Source organism: Alicyclobacillus fastidiosus (assembly GCF_026651875.1).
Classification (GTDB): Bacteria; Bacillota; Bacilli; order Alicyclobacillales; family Alicyclobacillaceae; genus Alicyclobacillus; species Alicyclobacillus fastidiosus.
Map to the genome: position 1 here is coordinate 1,296,671 of NZ_CP104067.1, position 21,555 is coordinate 1,318,225.

Consider the following 21,555-nt stretch of genomic DNA (forward strand, 5'->3'; position numbering starts at 1 on the left):
TCATGAAAGTTGGATTTATTGGTGTTGGCCGAATGGGTGGCGGATTGGCCCGAAACCTGGTGCGCCACGGTTATGATGTGACTGTATTCGACCTCAGTGAAGAAGCTGTATCGCGGGTGTTGGAGATTGGCGGGACGGCAGCCGCATCTCCTTCCGAACTTGCCGCGTCTGCGGACGTGCTGTTCACTAGCCTTCCGTTACCGAAACACCTCACGGATCTCCTTGTGCACGAGGAGAACATATTAGGTCTTATGAAATCTGGGTCAGTAGTAATAGATGTCAGTACGATCGATCCGTCTACTGCGCGGATGCTTTCAGATGCGTCTGCAAGGCACGGAGTTGCCTTCCTAGCATGTCCGTTAGGAAAAGGTCCGCTTCAGGCAGAAGAGGGGACACAACCGATATACGCGGGTGGACGTAGAGAGGTTTACGAAACGTACTTGGATCTACTAAATGACATTAGCACATCCGTGCACTACTTGGGGGATGTCGAGCAGGCGACTGGGTTTAAAATTGTCAGTAACCTTATTGGTATGACGAACGCCTTGGTTCTGAGCGAGGGGTTGCGGATTGGTGAAGAGGCCGGTATCGATCCGTTGCTATTACAACAGTTGTTGGCTACAACGGGAGCGGACTCCTACCAACTGACGTTACGTGGACCCAAAATCTTGAACGAAGACTTCACACCGGGATTTTCAGTTCACCTGACCCGAAAGGACGTACGCCTAGGTGTCGAGATGGCAAGCGAGTTGAACCAGCCATGCCCGTTTAGTGAATTAGCTCTTGAGTACTTTAGCAAGGCTGTTGACGCTGGCTACGGCGACGAGGACTGTGCTGCGGTCTACAAATTGTTTAAACCGACCGCCGTTAGGAGTCAATAACGACATGAAGATCACTAAGGTGGAGCCAATTGTACTACGAGTACCGTTAGATAGCCCTGTAGTTACAAGTTTCGGAATGATGACATCACGAACTTGCGTCTTAGTCTCCGTGGAGGCCGATACGGGTGAATACGGGATTGGTGAGATATGGAACAACTTCCCCTCGTGGGGGGTCTACGAGAAGATAGCAACACTAAAGCATGGGATCGAACCGTTGGTAGTCGGAGAAGATCCGAGGGACATCGGAAGAATCCATCAAAAACTGCTTAAGACTCACACCGTAATGGGGCTTCAGTGGGGCGCTTTAGGACCGATATATCACAGCATTAGCGGTGTTGATATGGCGCTTTGGGATCTACTGGGTAAACACACCGGATACTCGGTTGCAAAACTGCTTGGCGGCTCAGTAAGGGAATCTGTCGGGGTTTACGCAAGCGGGTTGGGTCCAGGTACGTTTGAAGAACTAGTAGAACAACATCTGGAAGCGGGTGTAACAGCTTTTAAATTAAAGGTCGGGAAGGAAGAACAACAGGACATCCGCAATCTAAAGCGAATGCGCGATATCTTGCCGGCGCAGACAAAGCTTATGATTGATGCAAACCAGGCGTGGCAGCGTCGGACAGCTATTCATTGTTTGCAACGTTACAAGGAGTTTGACCTTACTTGGATCGAGGAACCTTTGCGGTGTGATGACTTGGAAGGACTGTCATTGATTAGAGAAGTGACAGGAATTCCAATTGCGGCTGGGGAGAACCTGTATGGTCAAAGGAACACTAGGATGGCGTTGGAGCGAAATGCGCTCGACATCATTCAACCAGATCTCAGTAAACAAGGTGGTATCTCTGAATGCCGGCGGATGGTCGACCTTGCTGCAAGCTGGGAAGTCCCGTACGCACCTCACTTCCTTGGTGGCGCCGTATGTTTGGCAGCGAGTGTTCAATTTGTTGCTGGCATCCCAGGGAGTGTAATCCTAGAGTTGGATGCCAATCCAAATCCATTTCGGGAGCGACTCTTCACGAAGCCAATCGTGATTGTTAATGGGCACATTTCTGTGCCACAACAGCCGGGTTTGGGCTTTGAACTCGATGAAGAGTTTGTTCAATTTCATCGGGTCCCATTACAAGATATATCGTTCTGAACATCCTATCATACCGAAACCTACAATATAAACAGTACCTCAGACTATGAGTGATTAGACCGCTAGTAATGCATTTGAACCTTCTTAAAGGAAAAGGGGGATATTGAATGAGCGGTAGGCAACTTACGATTCGCTCGAAGGAAGATGTTATTTCCTTCGTAAACACGAATCCACTTCAAAAAAGAGGTATGCTTCTCATCTTTGTAGCACTGGGTGGCATCTTTATTGATGCATATGATTTTACAAGTCTCAGCACAGGAAGCGCTGAAATTACTCAACTGTATCATCTGAGTTCATTCGCACTTGGCTTTGCAACATCCATGATGGCACTTGGGGCATTGATCGGCGCACTGGTTGGGGGGCGTATCACCGATAAGGGTGGGCGCAACACAATGTTTTTACTAGACTTAATTTTACTGGTAATTTCCGCGTTGGGTGCTGCGTTTGCGCCGAACTACGCGGTTTTCCTAGTTTTTCGATTCTTGATGGGTGCCGGTGTTGGGATCGACATGCCTGTTGCTCTCAGTTTTATCTCAGAGTTCAGTAACACAAAGACAGAGTAGAAACGTAAATATGTGGCAAGGCTTCTGGTACATTGCGACTGTCAGCTCCGCCGTCCTGGCATTTATTCTTTTCTACGCAGGAGTAGGCAATGAACTGTGGCGTTGGTGCGTAGGTTTTGGCGGTGTGTTTGCTTTCGTTATTTTAATAACTCAACTTTCGCAGGCCAAAACAGGGAGATATGCCTTGATATAGCTGGGTAAACCGTCGATCCACCGCTGTAGTTGACTGCGAATCAGTTTCGAGAGTCGTTTGCCTGCCTTCTTGGAAACATCATTTACAAGTTCAACCAATTGGCTCAATGCGATGGCCCAGTCCAGTTCGCTCACTTCGTCGCAGAGCATTAGAAATAGATTCCCCAATGTACGGTTGTCCGTGCTCTGGCGGTGCTGCCAAGCTAACAGAATATACCGTGAAAAGACAATCGTCGTGTGGCTGATGAGCATGTCATAGGAACGTCCTTGAAACTCTTTCTGCAGACGCAGTAATGATTTTGTGCATTTGAAGAACACTTCAATGTCCCATCGAATGCCGTAAATCTGTACGATTTTCTCGACCGTCAGCGTCGTATCTGTAGACAGGATAGCCAGCCATTCCTTCTTGTTGGTTCGGTGACGAACGAACACCATTTTGATCGGGATGCCTGGGCGCAGTTGAGTATGTATGGACCTTAAGATTCCTTTCTTCGTACTTTGAACGGGCGTAGCAGCGTAGTACAGCTCTTGCAAGGACAGGCACCGTCCGTCGAGTAAATATCGTTTGTTGTCCGCCTTGACCATTCCGATGACGTCCAGTCCCCTATCCAGCACGGCTTGAATCAACGGAGCGTGCGTGAACCAACTGTCCATCAATACGTACGAGGCATTCATTCCAGCAGACAGAGCACGGTCAATCATGGCAGGGATGATATCTGGGGCCGGGAGAAGTGATTCCATTCTGCGTTTGTATCCGTGAGTGCGTTTATCAATCGATTGACCCAAGCCTTGAATCTGCGACTTGACGGAACTGAGGAGAGAAAAGTCCACTGGGACGAATGTATGACCGTCAGACCAGCCTAACGTCAACATACGAAATCCCTTGTAGTAGCAATTCCGTGCATGGTCTTTGAATCGAGCCAAGAGTTCCACGCACTTACTCCTGTTCCGCTCATACATGGAGTCATCGACAACGAATACGCTGACACGCTTGTCAGATGTTAACGAACTGGTTTTGTTCACGGCCTCCACACTGAGCAATAGGAGAAAGCGTCGCCATGCAAATCCGGCATGATTGAGAAAACGGTACACAGCATCCTTGCCAGGATATGATTCTGACTTTGCGCTATCAAGAAATTGAAACCAGTTTCGATGATGGAAGATGAGCACAAACACAAGCTGGAATAGGTAGGAACACGCAACCCCAAACCTCTTGGTGATGCCAGCATTACGCAGATGCTTAAGGACCTTTAGTTCTTGAAAGGCAGGACGAATTTCGACAGGCAATTGATTGTTGTTTTCCGTCTCATAACCTATCATATAGGAGAGCACCTCTTCCGGTATGGTAGTGTTTGGTCGCATTTACTATACCAAAGGAAGTGGTGCTTTTGATTTGTCAACGCTAATATTCTAATCCGTTCAAGTCTTTACGCCACAAGGGCTAGCTACACATTTCACTCTGCGAAAGTTGAGTTAATAATGCGCTACATCTATATGAACGAAAGTCCGATGTGGGCGGCAGAGAACCTGCCTTTGACAGACACAGCAAAGATTTTAGAACGTACGTACAAAATTTCGGTTCGTGTTGAAGCGGATTCTTTAACAGTACCAAAAAAAGGTCAACGGATCCCTGTATCCATTCTATTTTCGAAAAAGTACCGAGGTCGATCCGTCTTATCTATGGTTGTCTCCGGCACACAAGCTATGCAGTACTTTGCAATCGGTTTTTATATCCCGGTTATTTCGACCTACATTTTTGGCAAAGGTATGGTACACAGTCTGACAGGCACACTTATTTTCAATCTGTTCGGCATTATCGGTGGATTTGGTGGCGCTTATTTGAGCTCTCGTTATGGTATGAGGAAGCTCGCCATATGGGGATACGTTGTAGCCGGACTTAGCCTCTTATTCGCAGGATTCACCAATGGGAACATTCCAGCAATTCTAGGGGTGATTCCAATTGCGGTGTTCATACTTGCCCATTCAATCGGCCCTGGAGCGCAAGGTAAGACGATGGCAGCCTTGTCTTATCCAACATCCATGCGCGCACTTGGCACTGGTGGAGCAGAAGCTGCTAGTCGGGTTGGTAGCATCATTGGCTTCTTTTTCTTCCCGATTTTGTTGTCCGCAACAGGACTGTCAATTACACTCGTCGCACTTACCATCTGTCCGCTCATTGGATGGATAGCTTGCGTCGCCATTCGTTGGGAGCCAAACGGTCAAGATGTAGAGCACGATTTATATGTACCTAGTCCCATAGTTCAAAAGGTAAATGGGTGACCACATGTCAAAACGGTACAATTGCATGTAAACGTCTCCAAACGTGATATATCAGAAAAACATGTGGCACATATAAGGGGAGCTAAAGCCACGAGAGACACTAGTTATGTACAAATACTGGTGTGAGGTGGATATCCCAGATGGGCTTGCACCTTACCGCTAGTGTCCCAACCCCTAACTTTTCGAAAGTTAGGGGTTGCCTATTTTGCACTTAAGTTTGCAGAAAGTATTTCAGGGGGGGATATTTATTTTGAACCAACCACCTAGGCGGGAACTTTTTAACGCTTTACCCCTCAAGCGTGTTCGAGACCGTCAGGGATACCATTGGTTCGTCGTTGGAACGGTTTGCGTTGGAGCATTTATGGCTGCTTTGGACGCAAGCATCATTAATATCGCGCTGCCGGTCATGAAACGTGATCTCCACACATCAATAGGCATGGTAGAGTGGGTCAGCCTTTCCTACATTTTGACGCTTGCTGCGTTCATTGTCCCGTTTAGCCGTCTTTCGGATATGTTTGGCCGGCGATGGATGTACACGATGGGGTTTTCGGTATTTATTGTCGGTTCATTTCTTTGTGGATTTACACCGTCGTTAATCTTCATGTTCCCCGCCCGTATATTACAAGCCGTTGGCGCTGCGATGTTGCAGGCAAACAGCGTTTCGATTATCACGGCCGCAACACCTTCCCATGCACGAGGAAAGGCCATCGGGATTCAAGCAAGTGCACAAGGCGTTGGGCTTAGCCTGGGGCCGTTGATTGGTGGGGCATTAATCACCTTGGTCGGATGGAGATGGATTTTCTACGTCAATGTCCCTGTCGGTATCATAGGCACGATGCTTGGAGTACTCATTCTCCCTCAGGACGGAAAAAAATCTCAGCGGCAAAAGTTTGACTTTCTGGGCGCTGGACTTCTGGGCCCGACCCTTGTTGCCATTGTGTACATTTTGAATGCAGGTACACAAGCGAGTTGGACGTCTCCTGCGGTGGTGGTAAGCTTCATTGTCGTGGTGGTGGGCGGAGCAGCATTTTACATCATAGAACACCGAGTCCAATCTCCGATGGTCGACTTAAAACTTTTTCGAAGTAAAGTGTTTTCGCTGGGTAATCTTTCTGGCCTCCTGTCTTTTGCGGTAATGTACGCTGTCATGTTCTTAGAACCGTTTTTTCTCGATAATGTGCGACGGTTAGATGCACTTACTTCTGGACTGTTCTTAACAGCAATCCCAATTGGAATGACGATTTTCACACCCATCTCCGGAGCCATTTCCGATAGATTCGGCGCCCAACGCCCATTAGTTGCAGGAATGGTATCGGCGACGTTAGGAGGCTGTCTGCTGGCGTTGACGACTGTCAGGTATTCAGTACCAACGACACTTGTCGGGCTACTATTGGTCGGTGTGGGCATGGGAGTATTTACCCCACCGAACAACAGTCAGGTCATGGGGAGTGTTCCATCGAACAGACTCGGAATCACGGGTGGTATGTTGAATATGTCCCGTACACTTGGCATGGGACTCGGAGTGACGTTGGGCGGACTCTCATATCAATTATTTCTTCAATTGCAGGGAGTACATGGTGAGGCCCTGGCCTCCTACGCTCAGATGATCCAGGCATTTCGTAATGTTTTTATTGTTATTGCTGCGATAGCTTTTACGGTTTCGATACTGTCAGGAGTGTACTCTGGTGACTGCAAAAGAGACATGAAAGTCACGAATGTATATCGAGGGTAACATCCTTCTCTGTCAGAGAAAATAAGACCCAAGGTGCCACTGGGGAGCTTGCTATGGTGAACATGTTATCTCTCACCCGTGATTAACCGTGCACCGTGGTTTTGTGAGGCCGCGGGTCCTTTACACCAGAAATCCTTGCTTGCCTCCACCATAACCAACCAAAACCACGACCGGAGGCAGGAAGACGTTTTCTTGGAGCAGCGGTTTCAGTTGTTGGGAATACTACGAGTACGAATTCAGTTGGGATGTTGCAGGGGTTACCGACTTTGCTGTAAACTGGTTGCAAATTAGGTACGGATATGGATTTGGAGGATTTATGCCTCGGAAAAGTGCAGATTCGAAACAGCTGAAACTTGTCTTTCCGGAGTCAACTGAGAATCTTAGATTGAGAGAAGAGAACAGCCGCTTGCGTGCCGAGAACGAGCGATTACAGGCGCAAGCGGCATCTTTAATCGAAGAGATAAATCGTCTCCGACAGTTCGTGTCTACGGATAACCTGCATGTAGCGACTTTCAAAAGTTCCAGTCACTCCTCTTGTACCAATACAAATGTGGCGGAAAGCTCGCCACCGTTTTCCCATCCAGTGACAAAGAGATCTACGATCAGTGAGAAGGTTGCTTTGTTCCGCAGCTACTTCAGGGGCCGGGACGATGTTTATGCCGTGCGAGGGGCGGAACAGACTGGCAAAGCACCGTATTATCCTAAACGCCAATACTTTCGTAAGGAAAATGGGGAAATTACGTGGGGCGACAACCTACCGCTAACGGATGATGTCATTCGGGCTCATTTGCAAGATGAAAAGCATCCAGTAGTTGTCGGTCTGTATCCACTATTGCTTGATGAAACATGCTGGTTTCTTGCCATCGATTTTGATAAGCACAGTTGGGAAGATGATGCGACTGCATTTTTGGAAACCTGTTATCAATTTAACATCCCTGCAGCTTTAGAGCGATCCCGCTCCGGCAATGGTGGCCATGTGTGGATTTTCTTTCATGAACCTGTGTTGGCTCGAACTGCACGTGCGTTAGGTGCGACTTTGTTAACCCGCACTTTGGAGAAGCGACATCAAATTGGCTTAGATTCGTACGACAGAATGTTTCCTAACCAGGATACATTGCCGAAAGATAAAAAGCTTGGCAATTTAATTGCGTTACCACTGCAGCGGCTAGCTGGTAAGGAAGGGAACAGTTTGTTTATAGACGCCAAGTTTATTCCCTACCCTGATCAGTGGATCTATCTTTCATCACTCCGGAAAATGAAGTCGTCAGAAGTCGAAGCTATCGTCCGTGAAGCGGAACAGAGGGGAGATACCATTTGTGTTGCTAAGACGTTGACCAATGATACGAACGGATATGAGCCTTGGAATTGGTCATCCCAGCAATCCGTTTCTTCTCTCCCGGAAACGCTTCCGAACCAACTGCAAATCGTACTTTCAAATATGCTTTATATCCAGAAACAGAGCCTGAACTCGTCCCAAATCAACTTTTTCAGAGGTTTGGCAGCTTTTCAAAATCCTGAGTTTTATAAAGCTCAGGCTATGAGATTGTCGACGTACGGCATACCACGTATTATTGATTGCTCTGAAGAAACACCAGACTATATTGCTTTGCCACGAGGTTGCCAAGACGAAGTTGCTGAACGTCTGAATGGTCACAATACAGAAATCGTGATTGACGACAAACGTAATCGTGGCGCGAAAATCGATGTGGAGTTCAGGGGTAAACTACGCGAAGAGCAACGCAATGCCGTTGACCAATTGGCGAAGCATGATATTGGTACATTGACGGCAACCACTGCCTTTGGGAAGACAGTCGTCGCTGCTTGGATGATCGCCGCCAGAGCTACGAATACACTTATTTTGGTGCACCGAACACAGTTGATGGAACAATGGCGCGAGCGGTTGGCGGCGTTTTTGAATATTGCCATAAAGGAAATTGGCGTGATAGGTGGTGGAAAATCGAAGAGAACAGGGCGGATCGACATTGCCTTAATCCAGAGCCTCTACGTGAACCGAGAGGTCAAAGACTTCGTGGCGGATTATGGTCATATCATTGTCGACGAATGCCATCACATTTCTGCAGTCAGTTTTGAACATGTCCTAAGACAGGCAAGAGCAAGGTATGTACTTGGATTGACAGCAACACTGGCCCGCAAGGATGGGAAGCATCCTATCGTGTTGATGCAATGCGGACCCGTTCGTTATAGAGTTGATGCAAAATCTCAAGCAATGAAGCGTCCTTTCACTCATGTTGTCATACCTCGGCATACGAATTTCAAGCTCTCCGACGATGAATCAAATTTAAGAATACAACAAGTGTACGATAGGTTACTGTTTGATGAATCAAGGAACGACATGATATTTGACGACTTGCTGTCCGCCTTAGATCAAGGCAGATCACCAATTTTGCTGACAGATCGGAGGTCTCATCTCGAGTATTTTGAGAAGAGACTAAAGGGCTTTGCAAAGAATATCATTGTTCTACGTGGAGGCATGGGCAAGAAGCAGTTGAAAGTTGCTCAGGAAAAGATAAATGCCATTCCACCGGGAGAAGAACGAGTCATACTTGCGACTGGTCGGTTTATCGGTGAGGGATTCGATGATGAACGTCTGGATACTCTTTTTCTTGTTCTGCCGATTTCTTGGAAGGGAACACTGCAGCAGTATGCAGGACGATTGCACCGTATTTACGATCTAAAGGATGAGGTTCAAATCTATGACTATGTTGATGACCATGTTCCCATGTTATCGCGCATGTACCAAAAAAGACTTAAGGGATATCAAGCGATGGGCTACACAGAGCGGAATTCATGAATGAATCCACACTGTTTTAATGACATGGGGAATGGAATCATTTATACGCCCGAAGAAATGGAAAGGAACGTCTTTAATCGCGAAGAACGAAAAACTGAGCGGGTGGACGACTTCGAAGATCTCCGATGCGTGCTCCTCCGAATTTACAGTGGAAGAGGCGAAAACTTCGGTTCTGGTGCAAAAATCAAGAGAAGGTATAGATGGAGCCTAATATCGTTGATGTGGGGTTATGCAGCGAAGTGGAAAAGGTCACTAATAAAATCTGCGATGGAAAAGGCGGCTACGTGAGGTGCTTTGACCTGTTCTTTCCGTATCATGTGTATAGCCTCAATGCCCATGAGTGTGTAGTCAGCAGTTTGAAACGATTTGAACCCCATCATCGGGTTCGTGATTTTCTTGATGAATCGATGATCTTGTTCAACAATGTTATTCAGGTATTTCGTCTGCCGGATTGAGGTTTCTTGCGGTATCTCCCTTTCGTCCTTTAATTGCTGTAGTGCCAGGGGGTAAGCAGGGTTTTTATCTACGGTGATGACTCGCGGCGTTTGATTATGCGGCGAAGACAGTGCTTTTCTAAAGAATCGCTTTGCAGCTTTAACATCTCGACTTGAAGACAGCATGAAGTCAACAGTTTTCCCTTTAGAGTCCACTGCTCTATATAGATAAGTCCATTTTCCCTTCACTTTAATATAGGTTTCGTCAACTCTGTAGGAATCGGTGGTCGGCTTCAAATAACGTCGAATACGCTTGTCCAACTCTGGACCGAACTGATGGACCCATCGCATGATTGTGGTATGAGAAACCTGAACTCGTCTTTCTTTTAGCAGTTCGACGATGTCCCGGTAACTTAAGCTGTATCGCAAATACCACCGAACCGCCATTAGGATAATATGAGTTTCGAAGTGCTTCCATTTGAACGCATTCATAGCATGTCAGCCTCATCCCTAAAATTTATCCGGACAATACTAGCATGCCTGGTGTTTTTGCACCAGAACCGTTCTCAGGGGAGAAGGGGGCCGTAAGGCCCCCGACTTACCCGGCGGCGTTAACGACACAAGACACCAAATGTATACTGGATAAATATGAAAAACGCGGTATACCAGGAACCGCGTTTTTCTGCATTTTTGAATTGCGTCGCTTGTTTTACTGGTAGATCCATAGCAAAGCCACGGGAGAATGATCTTCACGCCCCGTGGCTACTGACGGGCCTCGGCGGAGAGCCTAAAGTCCCATCTGACTATTTTGGTGACATCCAGTTACTTGCCAGTTCCACTTCCTGGTTCGAAGAAACCGTATTGTCAACTTCTACTCTTCCACTCCCGAATTTCTTCGCCATAAAGGCTGTTAATAATGGAACAAAGATAGCAGTCAGAACAACCGCGGATGCGATTTCCGCGGTCGCAGCCGATACGAAGGGCTTGTAGGCTGCATCAATACTGGCGATAACAGCTGGGTTTGCAATGGAGTTTCCCGAGGAACTCGCCAGCGCAGTTCCCGCGTATCCTGGACGACGGAGAATGTACTTGTCAGCCAGGACTGTAATTCCGCCACCGATAACCACGACCAGAAGAGCGAGAATAATCCCATTGATGCCTGCTTTCAAGATGCTGCCGAGATCGATTCCACCACCAATGGTAAAACCAATGAAGGGAATTACGATGGGGAGGCCAGGACTGAATAATTTCTGAAAGTCATCGTCCAAATTACCGAGGATAGCACCGACTACAAGAGGAACGATTGCTGCAACAAGGTTGATGAGCGGGATGTGCGCCAACCCTGTAACACCTAACGTCAACATCGTCAGGAATGGACCATCGTGGATGTTAAGCAGGGACATTGCCGCTGCGTCCTCCGTATCGCCATACGTTCCAATGAGCGAAAGGTACAGTCCACCGTTTGCGCCAGTCATCGTCGAGATGATGGCCAATACAGAGATTCCGATGATACCGCCAAGCCCGAAAATTTTAGCAATAAGAAGGCCGAACAGTGCACCTGCAGCGTACTTAGCAATCAAGAGAACAATACCGCGCTTCAGGGCTTCTGGTGCTTGACGCAGTTTCAAACGGGTTCCAACAAAGAATAATTGCAGGCCAATCATAGCGTCGAGGCCCTTGCTGGAGAAAATGGCGGAGGTAAACGATCCGATTTCGAGCGCCTTCGGTGCAAATGTGTGGATGATTGCAGCTATCAACAGAGGAACAATCATCATGCCACCGGGAATACGTTGAATGCCTTTGAGTATTCTCACTTTCAACCCTCCAATAGTGTTTTTTCCTTGCTGGCTCCAAGCGTTGTCTGAAATCGTTTTCTAAAACCGCTTACAAAAATCTACACTAAATCCGCATGACGCAAAGGGGCGATGCGTTTGCCCCCTTGCACATGCGGTTGTTGCTACAGACTGGACCCTGCAACGTGCTGCAGCTCCAAGCTACCGGACCTACAAACCACGGGACTTACGGGGCAATCGAGCTCGGGATTGGTGTGCCCGAGATGCCCCGCACTGCGTGGACCTGTTGGATGTGGGGTGATGTTATTCCGCAACCGATCTCAATAGAGTAATGAGATTCGACTTCGCTTCAAATCCGATACCTGGGGTATCCGGAAGAGTGACATAACCATCGACTACAGCGTGGTTGTCTGCAAATCCTCCAAACGGTTGGAACACGCCCGGGTAGGATTCGTTTCCACCGAGCCCCAGACCTGCGGCAATATTGAGCGACATTTGGTGTCCGCCGTGCGGGATGCAGCGGCGTGACGACCATCCATACTCTCTCAGCATGTTGAGCGTCCGCATATATTCGACGAGACCGTAGCTAAGTGCACAGTCAAATTGCAGGTAGTCGCGTTCGGGATTCATGCCGCCGTAACGAATAAGGTTTCGTGCATCCTGCATGGAGAAGATATCTTCACCTGTTGCCATCGGCTTGTGATAGTGACGGCCAAGTTCCGCTTGGAGCTCGAAATCGAGCGGATCGCCGGCTTCTTCGTACCAGAATAGGTCGTATTGCTCCATAGCCTTGCCGTATGCGATGGCTGTCTCCAAATCAAACCTTCCGTTTGCGTCCACAGCGAGCGAACGGCCACTTGGCACTACTTTGAGTACAGCCTCAATCCGCCGCACATCTTCCTCCAGGGAATCCCCACCGATTTTCATCTTTACGACATTGTAGCCAAGGTCGAGGTATCCTTTCATTTCATCCTGCAGAGCACTCAGGTCTTTTCCAGGTTGATAATACCCACCTGCTGCATAGATGAAGACCTTGTCGTCAGCCTGGCCGTCTCGGTACCTGTCAGCGAGTAATTGGTATAGTGGTTTACCTTCGATTTTTGCCACGGCATCCCAAATCGCCATGTCGAGCACACCAACTGCAACAGAGCGTTCGCCATGACCGCCCGGTTTCTCACCGGTCATCAAGACGTCCCAAACCTTGAACGGGTCAAAATTGCTTCCATCCTCAGTAACAATGCTCTTTGCATCTGCTTCGAGCAGGCGAGGAATGAACCGCTCACGGAGCAAACCACTCGGTGCATAGCGACCATTCGAGTTAAATCCATAGCCAACAACGCGACGACCGTCTTTGACCACGTCTGTCACAATCGCTACGGCAGATGCTGTCATTTTGCTGAAGTCGATGTACGCGTTGCGAATGCTGGATTTAATCGGAACTGCACGCTCTTGGATGTCGATGATTTTCAATGTTTCCACCTCTGATATCGTAGTTTTGTATCGTTACTTGAAAAGAACAGCCTCACGTCTGGATACACCGGTGCGAACCGCCGCTTCTGCTACGCCTTTGCTCACACGTTTCACAACTTCCGGGTTGAATACACTCGGAATGATGTATTGCTCGTTCAGTTCTTCCTCGCGCACGCATGACGCAATTGCGCAGGCTGCTGCCAGTTTCATCTCTTCGTTGATGTCACTGGCCCTTGCATCGAGTGCTCCTCGGAAGATACCGGGGAACGACAGAATATTATTTATCTGGTTTGGATAGTCGGACCGCCCTGTTGCAAGGATTCGCACGTAGGGTTCCGCTTTTACAGGCTCAATCTCCGGATTGGGATTTGCCATGGCAAACACAATCGGATCGCTTGCCATTAACTTCAAATGCTCCACGGTCAAAACGTTGGGTCTGGAAACTCCAATAAAAACGTCCGCGCCGCGGATTGCCGCGGTTAAGTCTCCTTGTCGGCGCTCGGGGTTGGTGTTCTCTGCGTACCAGGCCCACATTGGATTCTCATAGGCCCTGCCACGTTCGATGATTCCATCCCTATCGACGCCAATGATGTTCTTTACGCCTGCAGCAAGGAGCATCTTGCTGCAGGCTACACCTGCGGCTCCAATTCCACACACCACGACGTTCAAGTCCTCCATCGATTTACCGACAATCTTAATGGCGTTCATGATGCCTGCCAGCACCACAACAGCGGTTCCATGTTGGTCGTCGTGGAACACCGGTATATCCAGTTCTCGCCGGAGAGCCTCCTCTATCTCGAAGCAGCGCGGTGCTGCAATGTCCTCGAGATTGATCCCACCGAACCCTGGGGCAATCGCTCTCACCGTACGGACGATTTCGTCCACGTCTGTCGTATTGAGGCAAATCGGAAAGGCATCCACATCGGCAAATTGCTTGAACAGCATTGCCTTGCCTTCCATGACGGGCATTGCTGCTTCTGGCCCAATGTCCCCCAGGCCGAGTACAGCCGTTCCATCCGTCACGACGGCGATGGTGTTTCTCTTTGTGGTCAGCTGGTACGCTTTGTTGGGATCTTCGTGTATGGCCTCACACACCCTGGCAACGCCTGGCGTGTAGACTCTAGACAAGTCGTCACGGTTTTTTACTGGCGTCTTGGCCTGAACCTCAATCTTTCCACCGAGGTGAACCAGGAACGTCCGGTCAGACACGTTAATTACCTTGATTCCGTTTCGCTTTCGAAGTGAATTCTCGACACGGACCTGATGCTCATGGTTTCGGACATTCACTGTAATGTCCCTGACAACGTTGTCTTTTGAGGCGTGAATGACGTCAACGGCAATGATATCTCCGTCGGCCTCACCGATGGCCGTCGCGACATCACTGTACGAGGCATCCTCAGTGAGTTGTAGTCGAATGATGATACTAAGCGCCGTGGCATTTGAGCCCAGCATCGGCCTCTCCCCCAAGTTGTTCGATATGATTACGTTTCCAAAAGGAAAGGCAGCATTATGGGATATTGATGAGAGGTTTGAGTTGGTCGTCACCTAGCGTGTGGTAACTACAAAGGTTGACCGCCCTCTGAATTTATCCCCTTGACTCGAGTGTAGATAAAACCAGTATTCATGTATAGTGAATATGTGTGAATATTTTAATCGGGTTACTCGATTAGTTATTTGTGCACTCGTGTTTAGATATCTGAGAATTCCTAGTGCAGATGAGACCAGAATTCCTTTAGGGATGGAATAGTTTTGGAAGAGCGGAAGGGGAGCGAGTCATTTGGAATTGAGCTGGCTAAATACGTTTATCACGGCTGCAGAAGAGGAGAATTTTAGACGAGCAGCGGACAGGCTCCATGTTGCACAGTCAACGGTCACACTTCACATTCAAAACATTGAAGACGAGCTTGAGACTCGGCTCTTTGATCGCATAGGTAGGTCAGTTCAGTTAAATCCAACTGGTCTCGGGTTCTTACAGTACGCCAAATCCATTATGGAGAACTACAACGAGAGTATCGAATATGTTGCAAGGCGCCTTCAGGGTTACCAGGAAACCATCAAAATCTCTGTATCTACGCTCGTTGCAACTACCGCCCTCCCTAGGTGGATTCGAGAGTTTCGTAAAGTGAGTCCAGAGACGGAGTTCTCCATTGAAGTGACGGATTCGAGTTCTGTCGTAGCGAGCGTGATGAATCAGGAGTGTGACATTGGTATTGGCCGAATTCCAATCGTACAGGAGCAAATGGAGAGCATTGAATTATATAACGATCCGATTGTTTTCGTTGGTCCATCCGGAATTGGCGTAAGAAATGGAAGAGAAGTAAGTACGGAAGATATCTTTCGAGAAAACCTGCTGTTCACCTATAACCATCCGCTGTACTGGGATGACCTCCTGTTTCAACTTCGGTGCAACGTGCCTAACGTGAGAACGATGAAAGTGAGCAAAGTACACGTCTCGGTAGAATGGATTAAGGAGGGTATGGGAATATCCTTTCTTCCGGTCACTACCGTGAAGGATGCGGTCGAGAAGGGGCAGATGGACATGGTTCCCTTTCCATATTTCTCTCTCCCGTCAGCACATACCTATTTGTTGAAACGTAAGAATCAAAACCAAACCATCAATAGTTTTATTGAACTCATATCCAATACAGAATTTACGTCCACACAGGTCAAATATGGGACGGGCGTGAAATGAACGTTTCCTCTTCTCGGACATGCAGTATCAGAAAGTCTGATAGCGTCGCTATTGCACATAAGGGTGCTTATATCGAAGATCCGCGTGAGTGAACCTCTGCATGAAAATACACAGGTTCAAAGAACCCGTTATGTCGCTCTCGGGCAGCATAATACAAGATGAAGCTTACGGAATGTCCACCATACCCGAGATAGAATCCCCCGTGAGATTTTGAACACAATCAATCATAATACGCACTGTCGGACAGAGGAACAGCCTATAAAATCGGAGAGTAAGATAGTGGAGACGGCAACCCCTATTTAGAGTCTAGGAAAAATTTTATGTACTTGCAAAATGCGGATCCGTTGCTACGATAACGTTACCGTTGGTCGTAACATATGTAAACATTTCTCCACTATCATCTTAATGAATTTTTAGAATTGGGTGTGGTATGATCACCCCACGAAGTCCGGTGTTGGGCGGCGTAATTTTGCGATAAGGGAGAAGTGTTTTGAAAATGCGTTGTGCAGTACTGGATGACTACCAAAATATAGCGCTTTCTATGGCTGACTGGTCCTTGATAACGGACAGTGTTGAGGTGCGCGTGTTCAATCAACATTTCCATAGCGAAGATGAGTTGATAAATGCGGTCAGCGATTGCGAAATCATCGTTGCAATGCGCGAACGTACTCCGTTCACCGATGTACTTTTTACGCGTTTACCGTCACTGAAATTATTGGTTACCACTGGCATGAGAAACGCCTCCATTGACCTTGCAGCTGCTGCGCGGCATGGTGTTACCGTGTGCGGCACAGGCGGTGTGTCACATTCGAGAGCAACGGTAGAGTTAACGTGGGCGTTAATCCTTGGTCTATCTCGCAATCTTATACAAGAGAGTCGTTCGGTTCAAATGAACGGGCCGTGGCAGACGACGATTGGCACCGATATTTACGGCAAACGGCTAGGTGTGATCGGCCTTGGAAAAATCGGAAGCGACGTTGCACGGATCGGCAAAGCATTCGCAATGGACGTCACAGCGTGGAGTCAAAATCTAACGGAAGAACGGGCCAACTCCGTAGGGGCAACGCTGGCCAGTTCAAAAGAGGAACTCCTTGAGACGAGCGATTTCGTCTCAGTCCACGTCGTTCTCAGCGATAGAACAAAGGGCCTCATTGGCACTTCAGAACTACAGCGTATGAAAAAATCTGCGTACCTGATAAATACATCCCGTGCACCAATTGTGGATCAAGTTGCACTGAAGGATGCTCTTGAAAATCACTGGATTGCGGGTGTTGGGTTGGACGTTTTTGAAACCGAACCACTTCCCGAGAATGATCCATTCCGAGTTCTTCCAAATGTTCTCACAACCCCGCACATTGGTTATGTAACCCACGATACCTACCGGGTTTGGTACGGTGAGGCTGTCGAAGATATTCAAGCCTATCTTTCCGGCGCCCCAATTCGCATACTTTCATAGTACTCTACACCTGAATCAAAGGTGAAGGATGGTGATGATGACAACACCGTCCTTCAAGGTTTTTTGTAATATCCAAGCATGCTACACATCAACCAGATCGACATTCATATCGGCCTTCAGGAGTTCAGAATACTGATTAAGAATATCGATTGCATGTATGGCGCTCTGTCGAGGAGATTTGTGTGTAATTTGATAGCAGACGCGGTGGGGCGGTGTATCAGTAAGGTGCTGGATAACGAAGTCGCCCTTGCTTTTAAATGAACGCGCCATCGACAACGGAACGATCGCCCACTGCTTCGCTTGTTCCATGATAGCCAATATCAATTGAGCTGTGTCAAGGCGCATTCTTGAAGGTTTAATGTGGGATCCCCACCATTTATCGTGCCACATTTGGTATGCAGGACTCCAGTTTATGAACAACTCATCGTGAGGATCGAGGCTTTCTGGCTCGACGGACGCGGGCAGTTCTTGGATGCCACCTAAACGAACGACCACCATCGGTTCCGTAAAGAAGGGCTTCATATCTACGGACGGCAAATACCGCTCGAGCAATACAAAAGCAACATCCACTTCTCTACGTTCAATTAAGTCATAGAGTTCTGCCGATTGTTGTGTTCGAATTTGGATATCAATGGCTGGCACGTGTTGAAGCAATTGTCTGTATACCGGAGGCAGCACGTATGCGTTTACACTGTCAACAGATCCGATCAGCAGAGATAACTTCGGTGCGCCGGTTTTCAGCATTTGTATCTCACGCCATACCTCCCACCAGCGTTCTGCAATCGGGATGAACGCCTCACCAGCTTGGGTAAGTGTAATACCGCGCTGTCCTTTTCCTCGTTCTATCAGCGCCATGTCCAGGGACAATTCCAACATCTTGAGTCGATGACTGACTGTTGATTGCGTGAGATTCAGTAATTCAGCTGCTTTGGTCAAACTCCGCGTTTTCATGATGGTTAGAAAGGTTTCAATGGAAATGCAATCCATAATAAGCCTCCTAATTATCGAAGTTATAAATATTTTATAGTAAAATTATTCGTTTTACATTGGGAATTTCATGTTTAAAAATAAGTAGTGTGCATCGCACAAATTGATTTCATGGAGGTGACCAGTATGGCGAATACGGAACCTAGCACTATTGTCAGGCCATCGGCAGTAAAACGTACAAACATTCGTTGGATTGGAGGTTCATTAGTATTAATTCTCTGTCTTTGCGCTTATTTAGATCGTGCTGTGTTCTCAGTGACAGCTTCGCCGATCATGAAAGCGCTTCATATATCCCCGGTACAGTTTGGGGTGTTAACCACGGTTTTCTCTGTGGGCTACTTTATTTTTCAAATTCCAGGCTCAATTCTCGTTGAAAAGCGCGGTTCGCGTCTCATGTTAACGGTTTCGCTTGTGCTTTGGTCGATTTTCACAATACTGACTGGAGCCGTCGGGTCACTTACAGGCCTAATTATTGTTCGTTTTCTCTTTGGGCTGGGAGAAGCCCCGTTATTTCCGGCAGGGAATAATTTCTACGCGAACTGGTTTCCCAAGCACGAACGAGGACGTTCAAACTCTTTAATGAACGGCGGGGCATTCTTCTCAAATGTCATAGGGCCGCCCATTATCGTAGCCATTGTAGGAGCTTTTGGCTGGAGATCTCCGTTTTATTTGTGCGGTTTGTTAGGAATTCTTTGTGCTGTAATTTGGTTTATCACCATGCGAAGCAAACCCGAACAACATCGAATGGTGAATGAACAGGAACTTGCCTATATTAAAGACAGCAACTTTGAAAACAGCCAGAGTGAAGCCCCAAAAGGCCAATGGTCTATGTTCTTAAAGCAACGTTCATTTTGGATGATTGCATTAGGATATTTCTCAACATTGTGGGTTGTTCAATTTTTCGTATACTGGCTGCCGTATTACCTGCAGGCTGCAAGACACATTTCATTTAAGTCGATGGGCTTTTATACATCTGTCCCATGGATTGCGATGACCATTGCCGTGCTTGTTGCGGGCACCCTTAGTGATGCATTGCTTAAGAGCGGCAAGTCAAAATACGTTTCGAGAAATGTCGTTTGTGTAATCAGTCTCTTGATATCTGGAATTGCACTTGTTCTAAGCACCGTTGCTTCGTCTGCCATTGGAAATATCCTCTGGATTAGCTTGGCTCTTGGCATGGCGGGCTTTTCTCAGACCTTGGCATGGTCGATTTCAACCGATATTGGGCAACAGTATACGTCCACTGTCGGCGGGTGGATGAATATGTGGGGATTTATTGCAGCAAGCATCGTACCCACGTTAGCGCCAATCCTTGCTAAAAATCTTGGGTGGAACGCCGTCTTACTGGTCAATGCCGGAATCACGGTATTAGGGATTATCGGTTATCTCGCAATCAACAGTAACAAACCACTAAATATAAAAATGTGAAAAAGAGGAGAATGCTAGGTATGACAGACATCCTTCAACAATTCAGCAAACTCTCTACACCAACGGTATCGGACGCTTTGGACAGAATCGGAATGGAGGGAGCGTGCCTTGGAATCACACCTATTGATCACCAGTTCCGATTAATAGGTCGTGCGTTGACCCTCAAATACGAACCGGTTGGCGTGGACAAAGGAAATGTGGGAGATTTTATCGATGACATAACCCCAGGAACCATTATCGTCATCGACAATAGTGGACGCCTAAATTGTACGGTATGGGGAGACATCCTAACTACCATGGCATCAATGAAAGGGATCGGTGGCACAGTAATTGACGGTGTTTGTCGAGATACTAGTCTCTATACAGAACTTAATTATCCTGTGTTTAGCAAAGGCCGCTATATGCGAACCGGTAAAGATCGGGTTCAACTGGAAGCTGTTAACGTGCCTGTATCCCTTTCGGGAATTCGCGTGCGACCAAATGACATCATCTTTGGAGATGCCGATGGCGTAGTTGTGATTCCAAAGGAGCACGAAGAGCGAGTTCTTGAAATTGCACTTGAGATTGAGGAAGCGGAGAATCAAATTCGTTCTGCTATTAAGAATGGCATGCGGTTGGATGAAGCGAGAAAAGCATTCAAATACCATTCACTTCAAACGAAAAGGGGGATGTAATGCATGCAAATATTACACTCGGATGAAGAACTTTTAAATGCCTTAAGCACACTCCCAAGCTCTACAGTGCATGAAGCGGCTGGTCGAATCGGAAATCTACCGTCACAAATTAAACCCGTGTCGAAAACCATGAAACTGTGTGGATTTGCCATGACGGTGCTGTCCCCTCCTGGTGATAATCTTTGGCTCCATCGAGCGATTTATCAAGCCACCCCCGGTGATATTCTGGTAGTGGATGTGGGCACAGCTTACGAGTATGGATATTGGGGAGAAATTATGACTAAGGCAGCTATTGAACGTGGAATTGGCGGCCTTGTTATTAACGGCTGTGTTCGTGACTTGGACAGATTAGTGGAACTTGACTTCCCTATATTCGCTCGTGGAATTTGCATCAACGGCACTGGAAAGGATGATCAGGCACAATCGGTGGTGAATTCGCCTGCACGGATTGGAGACGTGATTGTATTTCCTGGTGACTTAGTTCTAGGTGACAGCGATGGAGTGGTGGTCATTCCTAGAAAACAGGTCAGTAGAGTGGCAGAGTTAGCGAAGGCACGGGAAGAGAAGGAATTAAAAGTCATGTTGGAACTTCGCCAAGGAAAAAGTACGCTTGAAATATATAATCTATAGTAAAAGAGGGGCTGATATTGGTCATCTGGGATGGCCAATGTCAGCCCTTCTTTTGGTTAGGATACAAGTCTTGTGGAAAACACGAGAGTTACTACTCTTATGTCAATCCAATTTTAAAACTACTTGCGCATATGTGGGCGTAAATTCAAGAACGGTCTGGTCCGTGGTTTGCATGATTATACGTTTGCGATCGAACGATGCTTATGTCGCTTATGGGCAGTTTCGTATTATGAGGTCAATCAATTCGGTCACGGATTGGTTGACCTCTTTAAGTTTTAGAGGTTTATTTCCGGTAGCCGGGTAGAACGTCTGGGCAGGTGGATCCTTGAATCCGTGCGCTAAAATGTTCCCTCCTACTTGTAGAAGCATGTTTGAGGCTGGTTTGGACAAGCG

17 protein-coding genes are annotated in these 21,555 nt (G+C 47.5%); 11 read left to right on the plus strand and 6 right to left on the minus strand.

Annotation, left to right across the window (positions count from 1 at the left end; all coding sequences use genetic code 11):
• Positions 1–2: 2 nt before the first annotated feature.
• From NZD89_RS06550 to NZD89_RS06560, 3 genes are all read left to right on the plus strand, one after another.
• Positions 3–881, plus strand: a complete 879-nt coding sequence (locus tag NZD89_RS06550; protein WP_268006943.1) for an NAD(P)-dependent oxidoreductase — start codon at positions 3–5, stop codon at positions 879–881.
• 4 nt (positions 882–885) lie between these two features.
• On the plus strand, positions 886–2,019 hold the full coding sequence (locus tag NZD89_RS06555; RefSeq protein ID WP_268006944.1) for a mandelate racemase/muconate lactonizing enzyme family protein: 1,134 nt from the start codon (positions 886–888) through the stop codon (positions 2,017–2,019).
• Positions 2,020–2,126: 107 nt separating this feature from the next.
• Positions 2,127–2,582, plus strand: coding sequence for an MFS transporter (locus NZD89_RS06560; RefSeq protein WP_268006945.1), 456 nt, complete (start codon positions 2,127–2,129; stop codon positions 2,580–2,582).
• Positions 2,583–2,732: 150 nt separating this feature from the next.
• On the opposite strand, the gene NZD89_RS06565 is transcribed toward NZD89_RS06560, so the two are convergent.
• Positions 2,733–4,094, minus strand: coding sequence for an IS4 family transposase (locus tag NZD89_RS06565; protein ID WP_268004608.1), 1,362 nt, complete (start codon positions 4,092–4,094; stop codon positions 2,733–2,735).
• Positions 4,095–4,253: 159 nt separating this feature from the next.
• On the opposite strand from NZD89_RS06565, the gene NZD89_RS06570 reads away from it, so the two are divergent.
• The 3 genes from NZD89_RS06570 to NZD89_RS06580 all read left to right on the plus strand — a co-directional run bounded on the left by NZD89_RS06570 (position 4,254) and on the right by NZD89_RS06580 (position 9,598).
• On the plus strand, positions 4,254–5,054 hold the full coding sequence (locus NZD89_RS06570) for an MFS transporter (RefSeq protein WP_268006946.1): 801 nt from the start codon (positions 4,254–4,256) through the stop codon (positions 5,052–5,054).
• A 250-nt stretch (positions 5,055–5,304) separates the two neighbouring features.
• A complete protein-coding gene (locus NZD89_RS06575) occupies positions 5,305–6,786 on the plus strand; it encodes an MFS transporter (protein ID WP_268006947.1) in 1,482 nt (493 codons plus the stop codon).
• A 316-nt stretch (positions 6,787–7,102) separates the two neighbouring features.
• Positions 7,103–9,598: a TOTE conflict system archaeo-eukaryotic primase domain-containing protein gene (locus NZD89_RS06580; protein ID WP_268006948.1), complete on the plus strand. Its 2,496-nt coding sequence runs from the start codon at positions 7,103–7,105 to the stop codon at positions 9,596–9,598.
• A 227-nt stretch (positions 9,599–9,825) separates the two neighbouring features.
• Here NZD89_RS06580 and NZD89_RS06585 read toward each other — a convergent pair whose 3' ends face one another.
• The 4 genes from NZD89_RS06585 to NZD89_RS06600 all read right to left on the minus strand — a co-directional run bounded on the left by NZD89_RS06585 (position 9,826) and on the right by NZD89_RS06600 (position 14,747).
• Positions 9,826–10,524, minus strand: a complete 699-nt coding sequence (locus tag NZD89_RS06585) for an IS6 family transposase (protein WP_268006949.1) — start codon at positions 10,522–10,524, stop codon at positions 9,826–9,828.
• 311 nt (positions 10,525–10,835) lie between these two features.
• Positions 10,836–11,846, minus strand: a complete 1,011-nt coding sequence (locus tag NZD89_RS06590; protein WP_268006950.1) for a 2-keto-3-deoxygluconate permease — start codon at positions 11,844–11,846, stop codon at positions 10,836–10,838.
• 282 nt (positions 11,847–12,128) lie between these two features.
• The gene (locus NZD89_RS06595) at positions 12,129–13,295 is read right to left on the minus strand and encodes a mandelate racemase/muconate lactonizing enzyme family protein (protein WP_284286222.1); all 1,167 of its coding nucleotides are present in this window, start codon (positions 13,293–13,295) and stop codon (positions 12,129–12,131) included.
• Between the two features lie 33 nt (positions 13,296–13,328).
• Complete coding sequence (locus tag NZD89_RS06600) at positions 13,329–14,747, minus strand: NAD-dependent malic enzyme (RefSeq protein WP_268006952.1); 1,419 nt, start codon at positions 14,745–14,747, stop codon at positions 13,329–13,331.
• Positions 14,748–15,072: 325 nt separating this feature from the next.
• Between NZD89_RS06600 and NZD89_RS06605 the strand changes: the two genes are divergently transcribed.
• Both NZD89_RS06605 and NZD89_RS06610 read left to right on the plus strand, forming a co-directional pair.
• Positions 15,073–15,987, plus strand: a complete 915-nt coding sequence (locus tag NZD89_RS06605; protein ID WP_268006954.1) for a LysR family transcriptional regulator — start codon at positions 15,073–15,075, stop codon at positions 15,985–15,987.
• A 496-nt stretch (positions 15,988–16,483) separates the two neighbouring features.
• Positions 16,484–17,443 (plus strand): D-2-hydroxyacid dehydrogenase family protein, encoded by a 960-nt coding sequence (locus NZD89_RS06610; RefSeq protein ID WP_268006955.1) that lies wholly within the window; start codon positions 16,484–16,486, stop codon positions 17,441–17,443.
• Between the two features lie 81 nt (positions 17,444–17,524).
• Here the strand turns inward: NZD89_RS06610 and NZD89_RS06615 are convergent, their stop codons facing one another.
• A complete protein-coding gene (locus tag NZD89_RS06615) occupies positions 17,525–18,430 on the minus strand; it encodes a LysR family transcriptional regulator (protein ID WP_268006956.1) in 906 nt (301 codons plus the stop codon).
• A 126-nt stretch (positions 18,431–18,556) separates the two neighbouring features.
• Between NZD89_RS06615 and NZD89_RS06620 the strand changes: the two genes are divergently transcribed.
• From NZD89_RS06620 to NZD89_RS06630, 3 genes are read left to right on the plus strand one after another with little or no spacing between them, the layout of a single operon-like run.
• Positions 18,557–19,858 (plus strand): MFS transporter, encoded by a 1,302-nt coding sequence (locus tag NZD89_RS06620; protein WP_268006957.1) that lies wholly within the window; start codon positions 18,557–18,559, stop codon positions 19,856–19,858.
• Positions 19,859–19,878: 20 nt separating this feature from the next.
• Positions 19,879–20,532: an RraA family protein gene (locus NZD89_RS06625; protein WP_268006958.1), complete on the plus strand. Its 654-nt coding sequence runs from the start codon at positions 19,879–19,881 to the stop codon at positions 20,530–20,532.
• A gap of 3 nt (positions 20,533–20,535) precedes the next feature.
• On the plus strand, positions 20,536–21,162 hold the full coding sequence (locus NZD89_RS06630) for a 4-carboxy-4-hydroxy-2-oxoadipate aldolase/oxaloacetate decarboxylase (protein ID WP_268006959.1): 627 nt from the start codon (positions 20,536–20,538) through the stop codon (positions 21,160–21,162).
• Positions 21,163–21,555 lie beyond the last annotated feature (393 nt).